This window comes from Duganella margarita, assembly GCF_009857535.1.
Taxonomy (GTDB): Bacteria; Pseudomonadota; Gammaproteobacteria; order Burkholderiales; family Burkholderiaceae_D; genus Rugamonas; species Rugamonas margarita.
This window is the reverse complement of record NZ_WWCS01000040.1, coordinates 1-15656: the sequence shown is the minus strand read 5'-3', so window position 1 is coordinate 15656 and position 15656 is coordinate 1. Positions and strand designations below refer to the sequence as shown.

Genomic DNA, 15656 nt, shown 5'->3' with positions numbered 1-15656 from the left:
TGGGGTTGTGGCGGGCGGCGTGGTGAAACCGGCTGGCGCCGACGCCGCGGCCTCCGGCGGCGGTGCGGCGACTGGCACGGCGCCGGCTTCGATGCAGACGGCTGCGCAGGCGGCGAATGCGGCCGCAAGTTCGGCGCCGGTTGCGCCCGGGCGGGATCGCAGCAAGCCGGCGCCATTGCCATCGGTGCATGAGTCGGAAACCGGCGTGCCGGGCGAGGTCAAGGCGGCGGGACAGGCGCGCCGGATCGCCGGCGTGTGGGTGGGGGCGGATGGCAAGGTGTTGAAGACGCCGCCGCGCGAGGAGGCGGCCGAGGTGCCGGTTGGCGTGGCGCAGGCATTGTTGCCGCTGGCGCCGCTGCCGCTGCCCAGCGGCGTCAAGCGGCCAGCGCCGGTTTCCTGCGCGCCGAGCGGCATCAGCGCCAAGGAATGCGTGGCGCTGGATACCCATAATGCCGAGCTGTCCAGCAAGCTGCTGGAACTGGAAGGCAAGATGAAAGTCTTGCAGGGCGCGCTGGGTGGCGCGGCGCCGGCGGCCATCCGCGCGGCTGCGCCGTCAGGCAAGCCGGCTGCGGCGCATAGCGCAGCGGCGACGGCAGTATCAGCGGCTGTGCCAGCAGCGTCCGGCGCTGCGGCGGGCGCGGAGTCGGCTGCCAAGGCTGCATCCTCGCCGGCTGCTGCCTCCGCGGCGGCGTCGAGCGAGGCGGCCAGCGTGCCGGCCGGGCCGGTCAAGCAGATCCGCGTCTTGCCCAAGCTGAAGTACAAAAAGGAAAAGCCGCCTGAGGCGCAGACCGATTACACCATGCCGCTGGTTGCCGGCGGTGTTGGCCTGCTGGCGCTGCTGGGCGCTGGCTTGCTCTGGTGGCGCAAGAAAAAATCAGGCCGTGGTCCGCTGCAAATCTGGCAGGGCTTCCGCAAGAAAAAACCAGCCACGCCCGACGCCGCCGCACCTGCCGCCGAGCCAGCGCCCGCACCGGCCGCCGAATCGGTGGCCTCGTAATGCGCTAAACGCATAAGCTTATTGCTGGAAGCTCTGTCTTCACTCAAACGATCTGGGGTATAGTGTTTGGCGCTATTTTCCCACCATTGAAAGAGTCCCATGAGCGCAGCAGAACAATATCAGGCCTTCAAACAACTCGGCCTCAAACTCGACATGTCACGCGGCAAGCCGGCGCCGGAGCAGCTGGACCTGTCCAACGCCCTGGCCGAGGCGCTGCCGACCTACAAGGCGGCTGACGGCACCGATGCCCGCAACTACGGCGGCACCATCGGCCTACCGGAAGCGCGCGCGTTGTTCGCCGAGTTGCTGGACGTTCCCGCCGCGCAGGTCGTGGTCGACAGCAGCGCCAGCCTGTCGCTGATGCACGATGTGATCGTCTACAGCCTGCTGAACGGCGTGCCCGGCCATGCGCCGTGGGTGCAAAATCCGGTGACCTTCCTGTGCCCGGTACCGGGCTATGACCGCCACTTCGCCATCTGCGAGGCGCGCGGCATCAAGATGATCAACGTGCCGATGAATGCCGACGGTCCGGACATGGACCTGGTGGAAAAACTGGTGGCGGAAGACGCCAGCATCAAGGGCATGTGGATTGTGCCGAAGTACAGCAATCCGGGCGGCGTGGTGTACTCAGACCAGGTGGTGCAGCGCCTGGCGGCGATGAAGACCGCAGCGCCGGACTTCCGCCTGCTGTGGGATGACGCTTACCGCTTCCACCATCTGGGCGAGAAAAACCTGGCCGTGGCCAACATTCTGGCGGCGTGCGAGACCGCCGGCAATCCGGACCGGGCGATTGTGTTCGCGTCGTCGTCCAAGATCAGCTGGGCGGGTTCGGGCGTGGCGGCGCTGGCGGCGTCGCCGGCCAATATCGCCTGGTGGACCAAGCTGTCGGGCATCCGCAGCATCGGCCCGGACAAGATCAACCAGCTGCGCCATGTGCGCTTGCTGAAAGACCTGCCGACCGTGGAGGCGTTGATGGAACAGCATCGCCAGCTGCTCAAGCCGAAGTTTGACGCGGTGCTGGCGCAGTTCCAGGCGCATCTGGGCGACGTGCCGGGCGTGTCGTGGACGCATCCGGACGGCGGCTATTTCATCGATCTGATTACGCCGGATGGCGCCGCCAAGCGCACCGTGGCGCTGGCCAAGGAGGCGGGCATCGTGCTGACGCCGGCTGGTGCGGCGTTCCCGTATGGCCGCGATCCGCTGGATCGCCATATCCGCATCGCGCCGAGTTTCCCGTCGCTGGCGGAGATTAACCAGGCGGCGCAGGGGATTGCGCTGTCGCTCAAGGTTGCGCTGGCAGGCTGAGAATAAAAAAAAGCGCCTTGCGAGGCGCTTTTTTGTTGGGGCGGCTACGCTTACTGGCGGGCCATGCCTGGAACGCTGTTCATCCAGGGATCGGTCACGTCGCGGATTTCGCGGTCGTTGGCCAGAATTTGTTTCAGCAGGTCGATCTTGCGCAGGCGTTGGCCGCCGTTCAGTGCCGGCACGCCGCTGGCGGTGGCGCGTGCTTCGGTGGCGCATTGGCCTTCCAGCTGGCTCAGGCGGTCCAGATCTCCCATACGTGCAGCGGCAGCCATCTGATTGGTCAAACCGGCAATATTTTCGTACATCGAGAGGACTTCGGAAGAGGTCATAATTCCACCTGGGCTGGTTAGCGCGGAGTACCGCATGTCCTGATTAACGTCGCCTTGAGCGGGAACTTTAGGGTTTTTTGAAAAAAAAAGTGAAAAAAATCCGCCTGCGGTAAAACAGGCGGATTTTAGTGTCGAAAGATTATCTTATTTGACCAGTTCTTCCAGGCCGGCGCTCAGTTCGTCCGGCGGCGGCATGTCGTCGATCAGGGCGTTGTCTTCCAGGCCCAGCTCTTCCGCCAGGTCGGTTGGGTAGCAGGCGGCGATTTCCTCGTCGCTCAGTTCGGCCTGGGCCACGCGGGCGCGCCAGGCGGCCAGCGAGACCACGGCGGCCAGGCGGTTCAGTTCGCCGTTGTGATGCGGCTCCGGGAAGGCCAGGATGGTTTCCGAGAAGGCGGCCGGGAATTTCCAGCGCTTGGCCAGTTCGGCGCCGACGTCGGCGAAGGTGTAGCCCAGCGAGGCGCGTTCGGCGTCCAGGCGGCGGGCGTCCATCGGGCCCGCCACTTTATCCAGCGCCATCGCCTGTTCCGGCGCGGCCGAGTGGATCACCAGTTGGCCGATGGCGTGCATCATGCCGATGGTGAAGGCGAGGTCGGTGTTTTCCTTGGTTTTTTTGGCGATCCATTTGGCCGCCACGGCGGTGTGCAGGCTGTAGCGCCAGAATTGCTTCAGGTCGAGGCCGGGCACGGTCTTGAAACCGCTGACCAGGCCGGAGCTGATGACCAGCGTGCGCACGGTAACGAAGCCGAGCATCAGCACGGCGTCTTCGACGGTGCCGATGCTGCGCGAGACGTGGTAGTAGGCCGAGTTGGCCAGACGCAGCAGCTTGGCGCTCAGTACCGGGTCCGTCGACAATTTCTTCGCGATCTCTTCGGTCGAGACGCTGGCCTTGTCGAAACTGCTGATCAGCTCTTCCACGACTTTTGGCGCGGTAGGCAACGCAGTTGGATTCTGGAACAGGGCATCAAGTTTCATATTTAATCTCCTCGGTGTTAAATGCGTTGCTATAAGCTAACTATATAGGGAATCTTTAAATACCAGAAGAGATTTGGGGCCTTTCGTCGCTTTTCCGTGCAGCTGTATATACTCGTGGAATGAAAATTGAAGACATTACCCGGACCACGCTGCAGCATTACGAGCGCACCGCCGAGCAGTTTTTTGCCGGCACCATCGACCACGACGTGAGCCAGAATATTGCGGCGTTGCTGGCGGCGATCGAGGCGCCGGCGCCGTATCGCTTGCTGGACCTGGGCTGCGGTCCGGGCCGCGATTTGAAGACCTTCAAGACGATGGGGCATGAGCCGGTCGGCATCGATGGCTCGGCGAAATTTGTCGAGATGGCGCGCGCCTACAGTGGTTGCGAAGTGTGGCGGCAGGATTTCGTCCAGCTCGATTTGCCGGCGGCGTTTTTCGATGGCGTCTACGCCAATGCGTCGCTGTTCCACGTGCCGAGCGCCGCGCTGCCGCAGGTGCTGCGCGCCTTGCATGCGGCGCTGAAAAACGGCGGCGTGTTGTTCAGTTCCAATCCGCGTGGTGACAACAGCGAGGGCTGGAATGGCCCGCGCTATGGCAGCTATTACGACTATGAGACCTGGCTGCGTTACCTGACCGAAGCAGGTTTTACTGAGGTCCAACATTACTACCGTCCGAGCGGCCTGCCGCGCGATCAGCAGCCGTGGTTGGCCAGCGTGTGGCGTTGCGTACGAGACCGCACAGAAGCTTAGGGATGAACGGCCTATAGTAGAACCCATGCACACAGCACTTCGCTGAGTGACCGTTAGCTACTAAGGAGTTCATCATGAACAAGGATCAAGTCGAAGGTAAACTGAAAGACGTCGGCGGTAAAATTCAGGAAGAAGCCGGCAAACTGGTTGGCAGCTCCGAACAGCAAGCCAAAGGCCTGAACAAGCAAGCCGAAGGTAAAGTCCAAAAGGGCTACGGCGACGCTAAAGAAGCCGTCAAAGACACCGTGAACGAAATCAACAAAGGCAACCGTTAATCGGTGCTGTTGTTGAAAGAAAAAAGCCGCTGATCTCAGCGGCTTTTTTTCTGTTTGCCACGAACGATTATTTCGTCGTTTCAGGCTGCAGGTTCTTCTTGAAGAAGGCCTCGATGTTGCCGTACACGTGGCGCTGCGGCGCGCGGCCGGAGATGCCGTGCTTGGCGCCCGGGTAGGTCATCAGATCAAAGTGCACGTTACGCTTGACCAGTGCGTCGATCATGCGCGTGGTGTTGGTGAACAGCACATTGTCGTCCGCCATGCCATGCATCAGCAGCAGCGGCGATTTCAGGCCGTCCAGATGCGAGTACACGCCGCTGTAGTCATAGCCGGCCGCGTTTTCTTTCGGCGTGCCCATGAACTGCTCGGTGTAGTGGGTGTCGTACAGCGACCAGTCGGTCACCGGCGCCACCGACACGCCCATGGCGATCTTGTCCGACGCTTCCGCCAGCAGGCGCAAGGTCATGAAGCCGCCGTAGCTCCAGCCGAACACGCCGATGCGCTTGGCATCAACGAAGCTCTGTTTGCCCAGCCACTCAACGCCAGTCAGCTGATCTTCCACTTCCACCCGGCCCAGCTGGTGGTAGTTGGCGTCGGTGAAGGCGCGCTCACGGCGCGACGAACCCCGGTTATCCAAGCGCCACACCACGAAGCCTTGCTGCGCCATGTACTGGTCGAAGAAGTTGCCCCATTTGCGCGACACGTGCTGCGAGTGCGGGCCGCCGTAGGTCGACAGGAACACCGGATATTTTTTCGACGCGTCAAAGCCGCTCGGCTTGATGATCGAGTAGTACAGCGTCTGGCCGTCCTTGGCTTTCAGCGTGCCGTATTCGGTCTTCAGGTGCGCGTCCTGATACTTGGCGTACGGATGGCTGGCGTTCAGCTCGTTGTGCTCCAGCCATTCGATCATGGCGCCGTCCGGCTTGCGGATGCTGACTTGCGGCGGCGTGTCCGGGCTGGAATAGGTGTCGACGAACACTTCGCCGTTGCGGGCAAAGGACGAATCGTGCCAGCCGTCGCCTTGCGTCACGCGGGTTGGCTTGTCGGCGGTGCTGCCGTCGAGCTTGAGCACGTAGGTCTGGCTGTCGATGACAGCGTCGCGGTTCGACTGCACGAACACGCGGCCGCTTTTCTCGTCCAGCGCCAGCAGGCGGTCGATGCCCCACTTGCCTTTGGTGATGGCGTGCTTCAGCTTGCCGTCCAGGCCGTACAGGTACAGGTGCTTGTAGCCGTCGCGTTCGGACGACCAGATGAAGCTCTTGTTATCCGACAGGAAGCGCAGGTCGTCGAAGATGCTGACCCAGGTCGGCGAGGTTTCGGTGATCAGCACTTTCTGCGCCAGCGTGGCGGCATCCACCGACACCAGTTCCAGTTTCTTCTGGTCGCGGCTCTGGCGCTGGAACAGCAAGGCCTTGCTGTTGGCGATCCAGTCGGCGCGCACCAGGTAGATGTCCTTGTCGGCGCCGAGGGCGACGTCGCGGATCGCGCCGGTGTCGGGCGAAACAATCTTCAGCTCGACCAGCACGTTCGGATCGCCGGCGGCCGGGTAGCGCTGCTCGACCACTTCGGTGCGGTCGGCAAAGATTTCAAAGCGGCGCACCACCGGCACCGGCGCTTCGTCGTAGCGTTTGTAGGCGATGGCGGAATCGTCCGGCGCCCAGTAATAGCCGGTGGTCTGCGCCATTTCTTCCTGCGCCACGAATTCGGCCTCGGCATTGTGGATGGTGCCCTTGCCGTCGGTGGTCAGCTGCTTTTCCTTGCCGGTGTTGAGGTCGATGACGAACAGGTTCTGGTCGCGCACGAAGGACACATAACGGCCCTGCGGCGAAATTTTCGGATCCAGCACGTTGCCGGAAGCGACCATGCGCGCGCTGTCCGGTTTGGCGACGTCGATCAGGTACAGGTTGCCGGCGATCGGCACCAGCAGGCGCTTGCCGTCCGGCGACCAGCTGTAGCTCAGAATGCCTTTCAGGCTGGCGGTGCGGGCGCGCTCGCGGCGGGCCTTCTCGGCGTCCGACAGATTTTCTTCCGGCACCAGCACTTTGGAATCGACCAGGCGGTGCGTGGTTTTGTCCTTGAGGTTGTATTCCCACAGATCCAGCTGGAACTGGTTGTCGTCACGGCCGCGCAGGAAAGTGACCCGGGCGCCGTCCGGCGACACTTTCAGGTTGCGCACGCCGGGGCCGCTCAGCGACGGATCGCTGTGGATGCGGTCCAGGGTCAGTTTTTCTGCGGAGGCGTTGGCGCCGGCCAGCAGGGCAAGGAAGCAAAGGATGAATCGCATGGTCTCTCTCTAATTGGCAGAATCCAAGACGATACCAGACGCACACGCCTGTGGCGAGACAGCAAGATTGGGAATCCGTACCGGAAAACCGTTTTTCCTTCGGCGTCAGGCCGCCTGCACGGCCGGCTAGGACTGCGCTGCCCGCACGCGCGCCAGCGACAAGCGCTGCAACGACCAGCTGAGCAGCACTGCCGCCACCGTCAGACCGATGGTCAGGCCGATCCAGAAACCGGCCGCCGCCATGTCGTGACCGAGTCCCAGCCAGCAGCCGAGCGGCAGCGCGAAGCCCCAGAACGCCAGCAGCTGGATCTGCATCGGCTGGCGCGTGACCTTGTAGCCGCGAATGGCGCTGGAGGTGGCCACCTGGGTGGCGTCGGACAACTGGAACAGCGCGGCGAACAGCAGCAGATAAGCGCACAGCGCCTGCACCGCCAGGTCGGAGGTGTAGGCGGCGGCGATCTGGTGACGCCAGGTCACCATCAGCAGCGCCGACAGCACGCCGAACCCCAGCGACATGCCGACCCCAACCCAGGCGACGAAGCGCGCCCGCACCGGATCGCCTTCACCGACCGCCTGGCCGACGCGGGTGATCAGCGCGATGCCAAAGCTGAGCGGCACCATGAAGGTCAGCGAACTGAAATTGAGCGCGATCTGGTTGGCGGAAATCTGCACCACGCCGTAGCGCGCCACCAGCAGGCTGACCAGGCCGAAGGCGCTGACCTCGGCAAAATAGGTGATGCCGATCGGCAGGCCAAGGCGCAGCATCGGCTTGATGGCCGCCCACTGCGGACCTTCCCAGTGGCTGAACGGGTAGGTGGCGCGGTAGGCCGGCGCGCGGCGGATCCACAGCAGCATGGCGCCCAGCATCAGCCACATGCACAGGCCGGTCGACACCGCGCAACCGAGGCCGCCCAGCGCCGGCAAGCCCCAGTGGCCGAACACCAGCAGCCAGTTGACGAACACATTGAACAGCAGGCCGAGGATGGCGATCACCATCACCGGCTTGGTTTCGTTAATGCTGGTGCTGTAGCCGTACAGCGCGCGGTAGGCCGCCAGCGGCGGCAGGCCGATGCTGATGATGTGGACGAACAGCTCCGCCTGCCGCTGCACATGCGGCGCCAGCCGCAGGTAGTCGAACACCAGCGTCGCCAGATTGGCCAGCAGCATCGCCACCAGGCCGACGCCGAGCGCCTTCCACAGCGACTGCCGCACCGCGTGCGGGATCCGGTCCAGCGCGCCGGCGCCGACGTCGTGGGCAACGATGCTGTTAATCGCCATCATCACGCCGCTGACGGTGACCAGCACGATGGCCCACACCGAGGCGCCGAGCGACACCGCCGCCAACTGGTCGGCGCTGGTGTGGCCGGTCATGGCGACGTCGGCCACGCCCATGCCGACTGTCGCCAGCTGGCCCACCAGCACTGGCCAGGCCAGCTGCCACAGGGCGGCGCTCTCGCGGCGGATATTCGACAGGGTAAAGGTATGCGGCATCGGCTGGGAGGAAATAAAGAGGTTACAGAAACGTACAATTTTACTGGGTTGCCAACACTTTTGCGCGCTATCATGCTCACTCAGCCTGATTCCGGAGACGCCATGCCCCCATTTTTCGCCACCGCCACTGTGGTGCTTGCCTGTTGCACCGCCAGCACGGCGGCCTGGGCCGGCGACATCACGCTGTACACGCGGTCCCATCTGGGCGGCCCGGCCATCACGCTGCACGAGGCCACGCCGGACCTCGATCTGCTGGGTTTCAACGATAAGACTTCCAGCGTGGTGGTGCACAAGGGCACCTGGCAGGTGTGCGCGGAAAAGCACTACAAGGGTAAATGCATCCTCCTCAAGGAAGGCGAATACGCCGAATTGCCAGGCTTTGACAATATGATCTCCTCCGTGCGCGAGCGTGATGCCAAGTCAGAGAAGAAATAGTCTGGCTGTCACAATTGCTTGCAATTTGGCCACACACGGATGTCGTCGCAGCCGCGGCGGCGCGCGTTACAAGGCAAAACCTCCTCCATTCATCCCGACCTATCATGAACTCTTTTTTTTCGCGCCTGACTCAAACCATTTCCTTGCTGACTGTAACCACTTTGCTGGCCGCCGCCGCACACGCCGGCGAAGTGACGCTGTACACCGACGACAACTTCGGCGGCCCGTCGGTAACGCTGCGCGGCGCCACGCCGGACCTGGTGGCATACGGCTTCAACGACCGCACTTCCAGCGTGATTGTGCGCTCCGGTACGTGGGAACTGTGCGAGCACGCCGGGTTCCAGGGCCATTGCATCACTTTGCAGCGCGGCGAATACCGCCGTCTGCAAGGTTTTAACGACGTCGTCTCGTCGGCGCGCGAAGTGGGCGAGCGCCGCGATGACCGTGACGGCCGCGATGGCCGTGGCGGCCGTGGTGGTCCCGGCGGCTACGGCCGCCAGGAAGACATCATGCTGTTCGGCCAGGCCCGCTTCGGCGGCCGCCCGGTTAGCCTGCGCGGCGACGCGCGCACCCTGGACGACTACGACTTCAACGACCAGGCCGGCTCCGTCATCATCAACGAAGGCCGCTGGGAGTTGTGCGAACACGCCGATTTCCGCGGCAAATGCATTATTCTTGGCCCAGGCCGCTATGAATTCCTGGACGACATGAATAACCGCATTTCGTCGGTCCGCCGGGTCCGCTAAAAGCACGAAGCAGCGGCACGTTTTGCAGCTTTGCGCTAGACTGGCAGCCAAGCAAAACGGGAGCGCGCAACGTGGAATACAAGGATTATTACCAGACCCTGGGCGTGGCCAAGACGGCCAGCGAGGAAGAAATCAAAAAGGCGTATCGCAAGCTGGTCCGGAAATACCATCCGGACGTCAGCAAGGAAGCGGACGCCCAGGCCAAGACGCAGGAAATCAACGAAGCCTACGGCGTGCTGGGCGACGCCGAAAAGCGCACCGCCTATGACGAGCTGGGCCGTGGTCATCAATACCGCGCCGGCCAGGAATTCCGCCCGCCGCCGGACTGGGGCCGCGGCTTTGGCGGTGGCGGCGGGCAAGGCGCTGCCGGGCAGGGCGGCTTTGGCGGCGTCGACAGCGACTTCTTCTCCGACCTGTTCGCCAACTTCGGCGGTGGCGGCAGCCGCCGGCGCCAGCCGCCGCAGCGCGGCGACGACAGCCACGCCACGCTGACCATCGACCTGGCCGACAGCTACCACGGCGCGACCCGCAACATCAGCCTGACGGTGGCCGAGCGCGACGCCCAGGACCGCATCGTCACCCGCGAGCGCAACCTCAGCGTCAACATCCCGAAAGGCGTGACCGCCGGCCAGCAACTGCGCCTCAGCGGCCAGGGCCAGCCGGGCGCGGCCGGACCGGGCGATTTGTATCTGGAAATCCAGTTCCGCGCCGATGCGCGCTACCGCCTCGACGGCCGCGACGTCTACCAGACGGTGCCGGTGGCGCCGTGGGAACTGGCACTGGGCGGCGAGATCGAAGTAACCACGCCGTCCGGCAAAGTCAATGTTACGGTGCCGGCGGCGTCGCAGAGCGGGCGCAAGTTGCGGCTGCGCGGACGCGGCCTGCCGGGCAAGGAAGCGGGCGACCTGTATCTGTTGCTGGAGGTGGTGCTGCCGCCGGCCACCAGCGACAAGGCCCGCGAACTGTATCAAACGATGGCGCGCGAGCTGGCCTTCAACCCGCGCGCGGGAGGATGAACATGGCAACCACAATCGTGACCGCCGTGGTGATCGACGGCGACGCCGCGCTGACGCTGGAAGAACTGGCGCAAGCCTGCGCCGTGGAGCCGGACTGGGTGGTAGCGCGGGTGCGCACCGGCATTCTGCTGGACGAACGCGCCAGCACCGAGCACAGCACCGTCTGGCGCTTCAGCAGTGCCGACCTGGTGCGGGCCCGCCGGCTGTGCCAGATCGAACGGGCGTTCGACGCCAACGACGATGTGGCGGCGCTGGTGGTCGATCTGTCGGAAGAAATCCGCCGCCTGCGCGGCAAGCTCAGCGCCGCCGGAGTGCAATAGGCGCGGGCACCGCCATGCCGGCCGGCGCTGCGGCGTGGGGCGGGCGTGGCAGGTCGGCCAGCGGCTGGCGGTCCGCCAGCGCGTGATACGCATGCGGCGCGCCGGCGCCGTGGGATGTGTGCGCGGCATGGGCCGCAGCGGCAGCCAGCTCGCCGGCCTCGCGCGCGTTGCGCGGCGCCGGTATGCCCGGCTGGTCCAGTTCGAGGAACTGCTGCATCAGCCACCGCGTGGCCGGGCCCGGTTCTTCGTCGCCGCGGCGGATCACATACAGCGGGAAACTGAAGGAATTGCCCTCGGCGATCTGCAGCTGCACCAGGCGGCCGGCATCCAGATCCCACTGCACGAACTCGACCGGCATATTGCCCCAGCCGATGCCGTTGCGCAGCAGCGCATGCTTGGAGCTCAGATCGCCCAGCCGCCAGTCGCGCAGCGCCAGCACGCCGAAATCCTGGCCGGCGGTCAGCGTGCTGCGGTCGGTCAGCACCAGTTGCGTGTGTTCGCGCAGCACGGCGGTCGGCACGATGCCCTCGATCTGCGCCAGCGGATGGTCCGGCGCCACCACCGGCACCATGGTGACGAAGCCGCAGGCCTGGCGCTCGATCACATCCGGCGTGCCCGGCATCCAGCCGCTGATGCCGATGCGGCAGGTGCCGTCGGCCACCAGCTCGGTCACCGCGCCCAGCGCCTCGGTGCGCAGCCGCATCGATACGGTCGGAAATTCTTTCTGGAACGCGTGCAGGATGCGCACCAGCTTGCAGGTGGAGAACATCACATCGACCACCAGCGACACCTCGGCCTCCAGCCCGGCCGACAGCGCCTTGGCGCGGGCGCGCATGCCGTCCACCTTGAGCGACACCGCGCGGGCGTCGGCCAGCAGCGCCTTGCCGGCCTCGGTCAGCGTCGGCTTGCGCTTGCTGCGGTCCAGCAGCGCCACATTCAGCTGCTCTTCCAGGTTGGCGATGGTATAACTGATGACCGACTGGGTGCGGTGCAGCGCCCGCGCCGCATGGGCAAAACCGCCATGGTCGATGACGGCAATAAACACGCGCAGCTGGTCGAGGGAGGGGAGGCCGGGATCACGCATAATCGATTTTCTCGATAAGTAGAATTGAAATAAACTGCATTTCATCGATATTATAATCGCTTTATGATGGCTGCAACTCCCACTCAAAGGAAACACCATCATGGCCAACATCCTCCACATCGACAGCAGCGTGCGCAGCACCGGTTCCCTGACCCGCCAACTGGGCGGCGAATACATCGCCAAGCTGAAAGCCGCCAACCCGGCCGCCACCGTCGTCACCCGCGACATCGTCAGCCAGCCGCTGCCGCACCTGACCGAACAGCTGATCGGCGCCTACTTCACCCCGGCCGAGCAGCGCAACGCCGAACAGGCGCACGCCATCAAGACCTCGGACGCCCTGGTGGATGAACTGCTGGCCGCCGACACCATCGTCATCGGCGCGCCGATGTACAACTTCTCGATCACCTCCGGCCTGAAAGCCTGGATCGACCACATCGCCCGCGTCGGCCGCACCTTCCAGTACGGCGCCAACGGTCCGCAAGGCCTGGTCACCGGCAAAAAAGTGGTGGTGTTCGTCGCCAGCGGCGGCGTCTACAGCGAAGGCCCTGCCGCCGCCTACGACCACGTCACCACCTACCTGCGCTCGACGCTGGGCTTCCTCGGCATGACCGATGTCACGTTCGTGGTCGCCGAAGGCGTATCGATGGGTGAAGAAGCCGTCACCAACGCCATCGCCAAGGGCCGCGCCCAGATCGACGCTATCGCCGCCTAAGCCGCGTCGTCTCCCCGCAAGCCCCCACCGCGCCCGGCGCCGTGGGGGCTTGTTGTATGATGAAGGCCTCTCGCTCTGGAGCCCTACATGAAACGCAACCTGCATCTGCTGCTGATCGATCCGCAAAACGATTTTTGCGACCTGCCGGCCGGCTATCTGCCGACCGACCCGGTCCGCCGCCAGCCGCTGGCGCCATCGCTGCCGGTGCCGGGCGCGCACCAGGATATGCTGCGCGTGGCCGGCCTGATCAATCGCGGCCGCGCCGGCCTGAGCGCCATCAGCGTCACGCTCGACTCGCACCACCGCTTCGACATCGCCCACCCGACCTACTGGATCGCCGCCGACAGCGCGCCGGTGGCGCCGTTCACCGAAATCAGCGCCGCCGACGTGCGCGCGCAGCGCTTCCTGCCGCGCCATCCGGGCGGCCTGCCGATCACGCTAAACTACCTGGACCGGCTGGAAGCGGCCGGCCGCTACAAGTTGATGGTGTGGCCGGTGCATTGCGAAATCGGCAGCTGGGGCCATAACGTCCACGCCGACGTGCGCGCCGCCTACGGTCACTGGGAGGAGGCGGCGCTGGGCATCGTCGCCAAGCTGGCCAAAGGATCCAACCCGTGGACCGAGCACTACTCGGCGGTGCAGGCCGAAGTGCCGGACGCCGACGATCCCGACACCCAGTTCAACACCCGCTTCGTGCGCGGCCTGGCCGACGCCGATTGCATCTACATCGCCGGCGAGGCCGGCAGCCACTGCGTCAAGGCCACGGTCGAACACATCGCCGATTATTTCGAGCAGGAATACGGCGCCGCGTCGCTGGGCAAGCTGGTGCTGATCACCGACTGCATCAGCCCTGTCACCGGCTTCGAGGCCCAGTACCAGGCCTTTTTGCAGGCGATGCAGGCGCGCGGGGTACAGCTGCAGACCAGCGAAACAGTGCTGGCCGCGCTGCTGGAGAACGCCGCCGCCACGCTGGAGGCGGTATGACCGAACCGATCATCCGCAGCCTGCTGGAAACCGACCTTTACAAGTTCACCATGTGGCAGGCGCTGTTCACCAGCGCTTACAACGACAACTCGGCCGAATACCGCTTCGTCTGCCGGCACGCGCCGGCGCAGCCGCTGGCCGAACTGAAGGAGGCGGTCGAGCGCGAGGTCGAGCATCTGTGTTCGCTGCGCTTCCGCGAAGAGGAACTCGACTATCTGCGCTCGCTGCGCTACATGAAGTCCAGCTTTGTCGACTTCCTGTCGATCTTCCGGCTGCAGCGCCGCTTCATCCGCATCGAGACCAAGGGCGACGCGCTGGAAATCGTCGCCAGCGGGCCGCAGATGCACGTGATGTTCTTCGAGATCTTCATCCTTGCCATCGTCGGCCAGCTGCACGCGCAGCGCTTCCCGCAGGAGGCGGCGCTGGCCGAGGGCCGGCGCCGGCTGGCCGCCAAGGTCGAGCGCCTGCGCGCCTTCGAACACGAGGCCGGCGAGCTGGCCGACATGCACCCGTTCGGCCTGGCCGACTACGGCCTGCGCCGCCGCTTCAGCAGCGCCTGGCACGAGGAGGTGGTGACCACGCTGATGACGCAGGCGCCGCGCTTCTTCAAGGGCACCAGCAACGTCTACCTGGCCATGCGGCTGGGCCTGACGCCGATCGGCACTGTCGCCCATGAATTCATGCAGACCTTCCAGGCGGTGCACGACGTGCCGCTGCGCAATTCGCAGAAGGCGGCGCTGGAGTCGTGGGTGCAGACCTACCGCGGCGACCTCGGCGTGGCGCTGACCGACGTGGTCGGCATGGACGCCTTCCTGCGCGACTTCGACCTGTATTTCGCCAAGCTGTTCGACGGCCTGCGGCACGATTCGGGCGACCCGGAAGCATGGGGCGAAAAGGCGCTGGCGCACTACGCCGCGCTGCGCATCGACGCCCACACCAAGCTGCTGGTGTTCTCGGACGGCCTGAACGTCGACAAGTCGATCGCGCTGTGGCGCCGCTTTGCCGGCCGCACCCAGACCGCGTTCGGCATCGGCACCAACCTGACGCATGACTTCGGCCCGCAGTTCCCGGCGCTGGAAATCGTCATGAAGCTGGTGCGCTGCAACGGCCGGCCGGTGGCCAAGCTGTCCGACTCGCCCGGCAAGACCATCTGCGACGACGCCACCTTCCTGGCCTACCTGCGCAGCGTGTTCGAAGTCGCCGCCTGACGCCCGGCGCTAGCAGCCGATGTTCGGCGTGTCCGGCCCCAGCGCCTGCAGCATCAGCGCGTCCATGAAGAACTTCGCGGCCCAGTTGGGGTAGCGCCACTGCATGTACTCGCCGCTGAGCGGGTACGAGCCGCGCACGCCGCCGCGCCGCTCCGGCTGCGCCGCCGTCAGCTCGTGGATCGCCATGTTGAAGCGGTTGGCGGCGTGGGCATGCGCCACCAGGTCGGCGGCGCCGGTCTCGCGCGCCAGCCGCAGCCAGTTGAGCGCCATCTGCGCGTTGCCGGTCACGCAACTCCAGCGCGCCAGCGGACGCCAGTCCGGCCCCAGATAGCCGGGCAGGGCGCCGTCGGCGCGCTGCGCCTGCGCCACCGCGCGTCCCATGCGCAGCGCCTGCTCGACCAATTCCGTCCGCCCCAGCGCCACGCCGATCTCCAGCAGCCCGCGCAGCGCGTAGGCGATGGTGTGGGTCAGCGCGCGGTCGTCCGGCTGGCGGCTCAGGCAGTTACCCGGCAGCCAGCCGTTGGGCGCGGCCTGCGCCAGCGCCCAGGCGGCGTTGCGCTGCGCCGCCTGCAGGTAGCGCGGATCGGGCACCGCCGCGTAGGCGCGCACCAGGCCGAAGGCGCTGCGGGTGTTGTAGACCGCTGTGTCGGTGGTGGTGAACGGCGAGCGGTGGCGGCGCCAGCAGCCGTCGTCGTCCTGCGCCGCCACCAGCCAGTCGGCGGCGCGGCGGGTGGCCGCCAGCAGCCGCG

At 65.2% G+C, this 15656-nt stretch carries 16 protein-coding genes and 1 pseudogene; 11 read left to right on the top strand and 6 right to left on the bottom strand.

Annotated elements, in window-relative coordinates; genetic code table 11:
• The coding region (locus GTP55_RS28480) for an LPXTG cell wall anchor domain-containing protein (protein WP_161048144.1) at positions 1-997 on the top strand (997 nt) is incomplete at its 5' end.
• A gap of 99 nt (positions 998-1096) precedes the next feature.
• A complete protein-coding gene (locus GTP55_RS28475; RefSeq protein ID WP_161048143.1) occupies positions 1097-2302 on the top strand; it encodes an aspartate aminotransferase type Ic in 1206 nt (401 codons plus the stop codon).
• 50 nt (positions 2303-2352) lie between these two features.
• Here the strand turns inward: GTP55_RS28475 and GTP55_RS28470 are convergent, their stop codons facing one another.
• Together GTP55_RS28470 and GTP55_RS28465 are read right to left on the bottom strand one after the other, a co-directional pair.
• Entirely contained in the window at positions 2353-2631 is a 279-nt protein-coding gene (locus tag GTP55_RS28470; protein WP_161048142.1) for a flagellar protein FliT, read from the bottom strand.
• Between the two features lie 144 nt (positions 2632-2775).
• A complete protein-coding gene (locus GTP55_RS28465; protein WP_161048141.1) occupies positions 2776-3603 on the bottom strand; it encodes an HDOD domain-containing protein in 828 nt (275 codons plus the stop codon).
• A 119-nt stretch (positions 3604-3722) separates the two neighbouring features.
• On the opposite strand from GTP55_RS28465, the gene GTP55_RS28460 reads away from it, so the two are divergent.
• Both GTP55_RS28460 and GTP55_RS28455 read left to right on the top strand, forming a co-directional pair.
• Positions 3723-4352 (top strand): class I SAM-dependent methyltransferase, encoded by a 630-nt coding sequence (locus tag GTP55_RS28460; protein ID WP_161048140.1) that lies wholly within the window; start codon positions 3723-3725, stop codon positions 4350-4352.
• Positions 4353-4426: 74 nt separating this feature from the next.
• Entirely contained in the window at positions 4427-4627 is a 201-nt protein-coding gene (locus GTP55_RS28455) for a CsbD family protein (RefSeq protein WP_161048139.1), read from the top strand.
• A 67-nt stretch (positions 4628-4694) separates the two neighbouring features.
• Here GTP55_RS28455 and GTP55_RS28450 read toward each other — a convergent pair whose 3' ends face one another.
• Both GTP55_RS28450 and GTP55_RS28445 read right to left on the bottom strand, forming a co-directional pair.
• Entirely contained in the window at positions 4695-6911 is a 2217-nt protein-coding gene (locus GTP55_RS28450; RefSeq protein ID WP_161048138.1) for a S9 family peptidase, read from the bottom strand.
• A 126-nt stretch (positions 6912-7037) separates the two neighbouring features.
• Positions 7038-8402 carry an MATE family efflux transporter gene (locus tag GTP55_RS28445; RefSeq protein WP_161048137.1) on the bottom strand — a complete coding sequence of 455 codons (1365 nt, stop codon included), beginning with the start codon at positions 8400-8402 and terminating at the stop codon, positions 7038-7040.
• 102 nt (positions 8403-8504) lie between these two features.
• On the opposite strand from GTP55_RS28445, the gene GTP55_RS28440 reads away from it, so the two are divergent.
• The 4 genes from GTP55_RS28440 (at position 8505) to GTP55_RS28425 (ending at position 10919) form a co-directional block, all read left to right on the top strand.
• Positions 8505-8837, top strand: coding sequence for a beta/gamma crystallin-related protein (locus GTP55_RS28440; RefSeq protein ID WP_161048136.1), 333 nt, complete (start codon positions 8505-8507; stop codon positions 8835-8837).
• Between the two features lie 104 nt (positions 8838-8941).
• Complete coding sequence (locus tag GTP55_RS28435; RefSeq protein WP_161048135.1) at positions 8942-9583, top strand: beta/gamma-crystallin domain-containing protein; 642 nt, start codon at positions 8942-8944, stop codon at positions 9581-9583.
• A 71-nt stretch (positions 9584-9654) separates the two neighbouring features.
• A complete protein-coding gene (locus tag GTP55_RS28430) occupies positions 9655-10599 on the top strand; it encodes a DnaJ C-terminal domain-containing protein (protein WP_161048134.1) in 945 nt (314 codons plus the stop codon).
• 2 nt (positions 10600-10601) lie between these two features.
• Positions 10602-10919, top strand: coding sequence for a chaperone modulator CbpM (locus GTP55_RS28425; protein WP_161048133.1), 318 nt, complete (start codon positions 10602-10604; stop codon positions 10917-10919).
• Here the strand turns inward: GTP55_RS28425 and GTP55_RS28420 are convergent.
• Positions 10897-12003 carry a LysR family transcriptional regulator gene (locus GTP55_RS28420; protein WP_161048132.1) on the bottom strand — a complete coding sequence of 369 codons (1107 nt, stop codon included), beginning with the start codon at positions 12001-12003 and terminating at the stop codon, positions 10897-10899. The genes GTP55_RS28425 and GTP55_RS28420 overlap by 23 nt on opposite strands.
• 100 nt (positions 12004-12103) lie before the next feature.
• Here GTP55_RS28420 and GTP55_RS28415 point away from each other — a divergent pair, with 100 nt between their 5' ends.
• The 3 genes from GTP55_RS28415 (at position 12104) to pncB (ending at position 14907) form a co-directional block, all read left to right on the top strand.
• Positions 12104-12715 carry an FMN-dependent NADH-azoreductase gene (locus tag GTP55_RS28415; protein ID WP_161048131.1) on the top strand — a complete coding sequence of 204 codons (612 nt, stop codon included), beginning with the start codon at positions 12104-12106 and terminating at the stop codon, positions 12713-12715.
• A gap of 87 nt (positions 12716-12802) precedes the next feature.
• The gene (locus GTP55_RS28410) at positions 12803-13699 is read left to right on the top strand and encodes a cysteine hydrolase family protein (RefSeq protein ID WP_161048130.1); all 897 of its coding nucleotides are present in this window, start codon (positions 12803-12805) and stop codon (positions 13697-13699) included.
• The gene (gene pncB / locus GTP55_RS28405) at positions 13696-14907 is read left to right on the top strand and encodes a nicotinate phosphoribosyltransferase (protein WP_161048129.1); all 1212 of its coding nucleotides are present in this window, start codon (positions 13696-13698) and stop codon (positions 14905-14907) included. Before GTP55_RS28410 ends, pncB begins: the two co-directional genes overlap by 4 nt.
• A 9-nt stretch (positions 14908-14916) precedes the next feature.
• Here the strand turns inward: pncB and GTP55_RS28400 are convergent.
• Positions 14917-15656 (bottom strand): annotated as a pseudogene (locus GTP55_RS28400) (hypothetical protein); the annotation flags it as partial.

Bases quoted from the DNA above. Each gene is read 5' to 3' on its own strand.
- GTP55_RS28460 (WP_161048140.1), top strand. From the start codon at position 3,723: ATGAAAATTGAAGACATTACCCGGACCACGCTGCAGCATTACGAGCGC.
- GTP55_RS28445 (WP_161048137.1), bottom strand. From the start codon at position 8,402: ATGCCGCATACCTTTACCCTGTCGAATATCCGCCGCGAGAGCGCCGCC.
- GTP55_RS28470 (WP_161048142.1), bottom strand. From the start codon at position 2,631: ATGACCTCTTCCGAAGTCCTCTCGATGTACGAAAATATTGCCGGTTTG.
- GTP55_RS28415 (WP_161048131.1), top strand. From the start codon at position 12,104: ATGGCCAACATCCTCCACATCGACAGCAGCGTGCGCAGCACCGGTTCC.
- GTP55_RS28440 (WP_161048136.1), top strand. From the start codon at position 8,505: ATGCCCCCATTTTTCGCCACCGCCACTGTGGTGCTTGCCTGTTGCACC.
- GTP55_RS28420 (WP_161048132.1), bottom strand. From the start codon at position 12,003: ATGCGTGATCCCGGCCTCCCCTCCCTCGACCAGCTGCGCGTGTTTATT.
- GTP55_RS28425 (WP_161048133.1), top strand. From the start codon at position 10,602: ATGGCAACCACAATCGTGACCGCCGTGGTGATCGACGGCGACGCCGCG.
- pncB (WP_161048129.1), top strand. From the start codon at position 13,696: ATGACCGAACCGATCATCCGCAGCCTGCTGGAAACCGACCTTTACAAG.
- GTP55_RS28455 (WP_161048139.1), top strand. From the start codon at position 4,427: ATGAACAAGGATCAAGTCGAAGGTAAACTGAAAGACGTCGGCGGTAAA.
- GTP55_RS28450 (WP_161048138.1), bottom strand. From the start codon at position 6,911: ATGCGATTCATCCTTTGCTTCCTTGCCCTGCTGGCCGGCGCCAACGCC.
- GTP55_RS28465 (WP_161048141.1), bottom strand. From the start codon at position 3,603: ATGAAACTTGATGCCCTGTTCCAGAATCCAACTGCGTTGCCTACCGCG.
- GTP55_RS28435 (WP_161048135.1), top strand. From the start codon at position 8,942: ATGAACTCTTTTTTTTCGCGCCTGACTCAAACCATTTCCTTGCTGACT.
- GTP55_RS28475 (WP_161048143.1), top strand. From the start codon at position 1,097: ATGAGCGCAGCAGAACAATATCAGGCCTTCAAACAACTCGGCCTCAAA.
- GTP55_RS28410 (WP_161048130.1), top strand. From the start codon at position 12,803: ATGAAACGCAACCTGCATCTGCTGCTGATCGATCCGCAAAACGATTTT.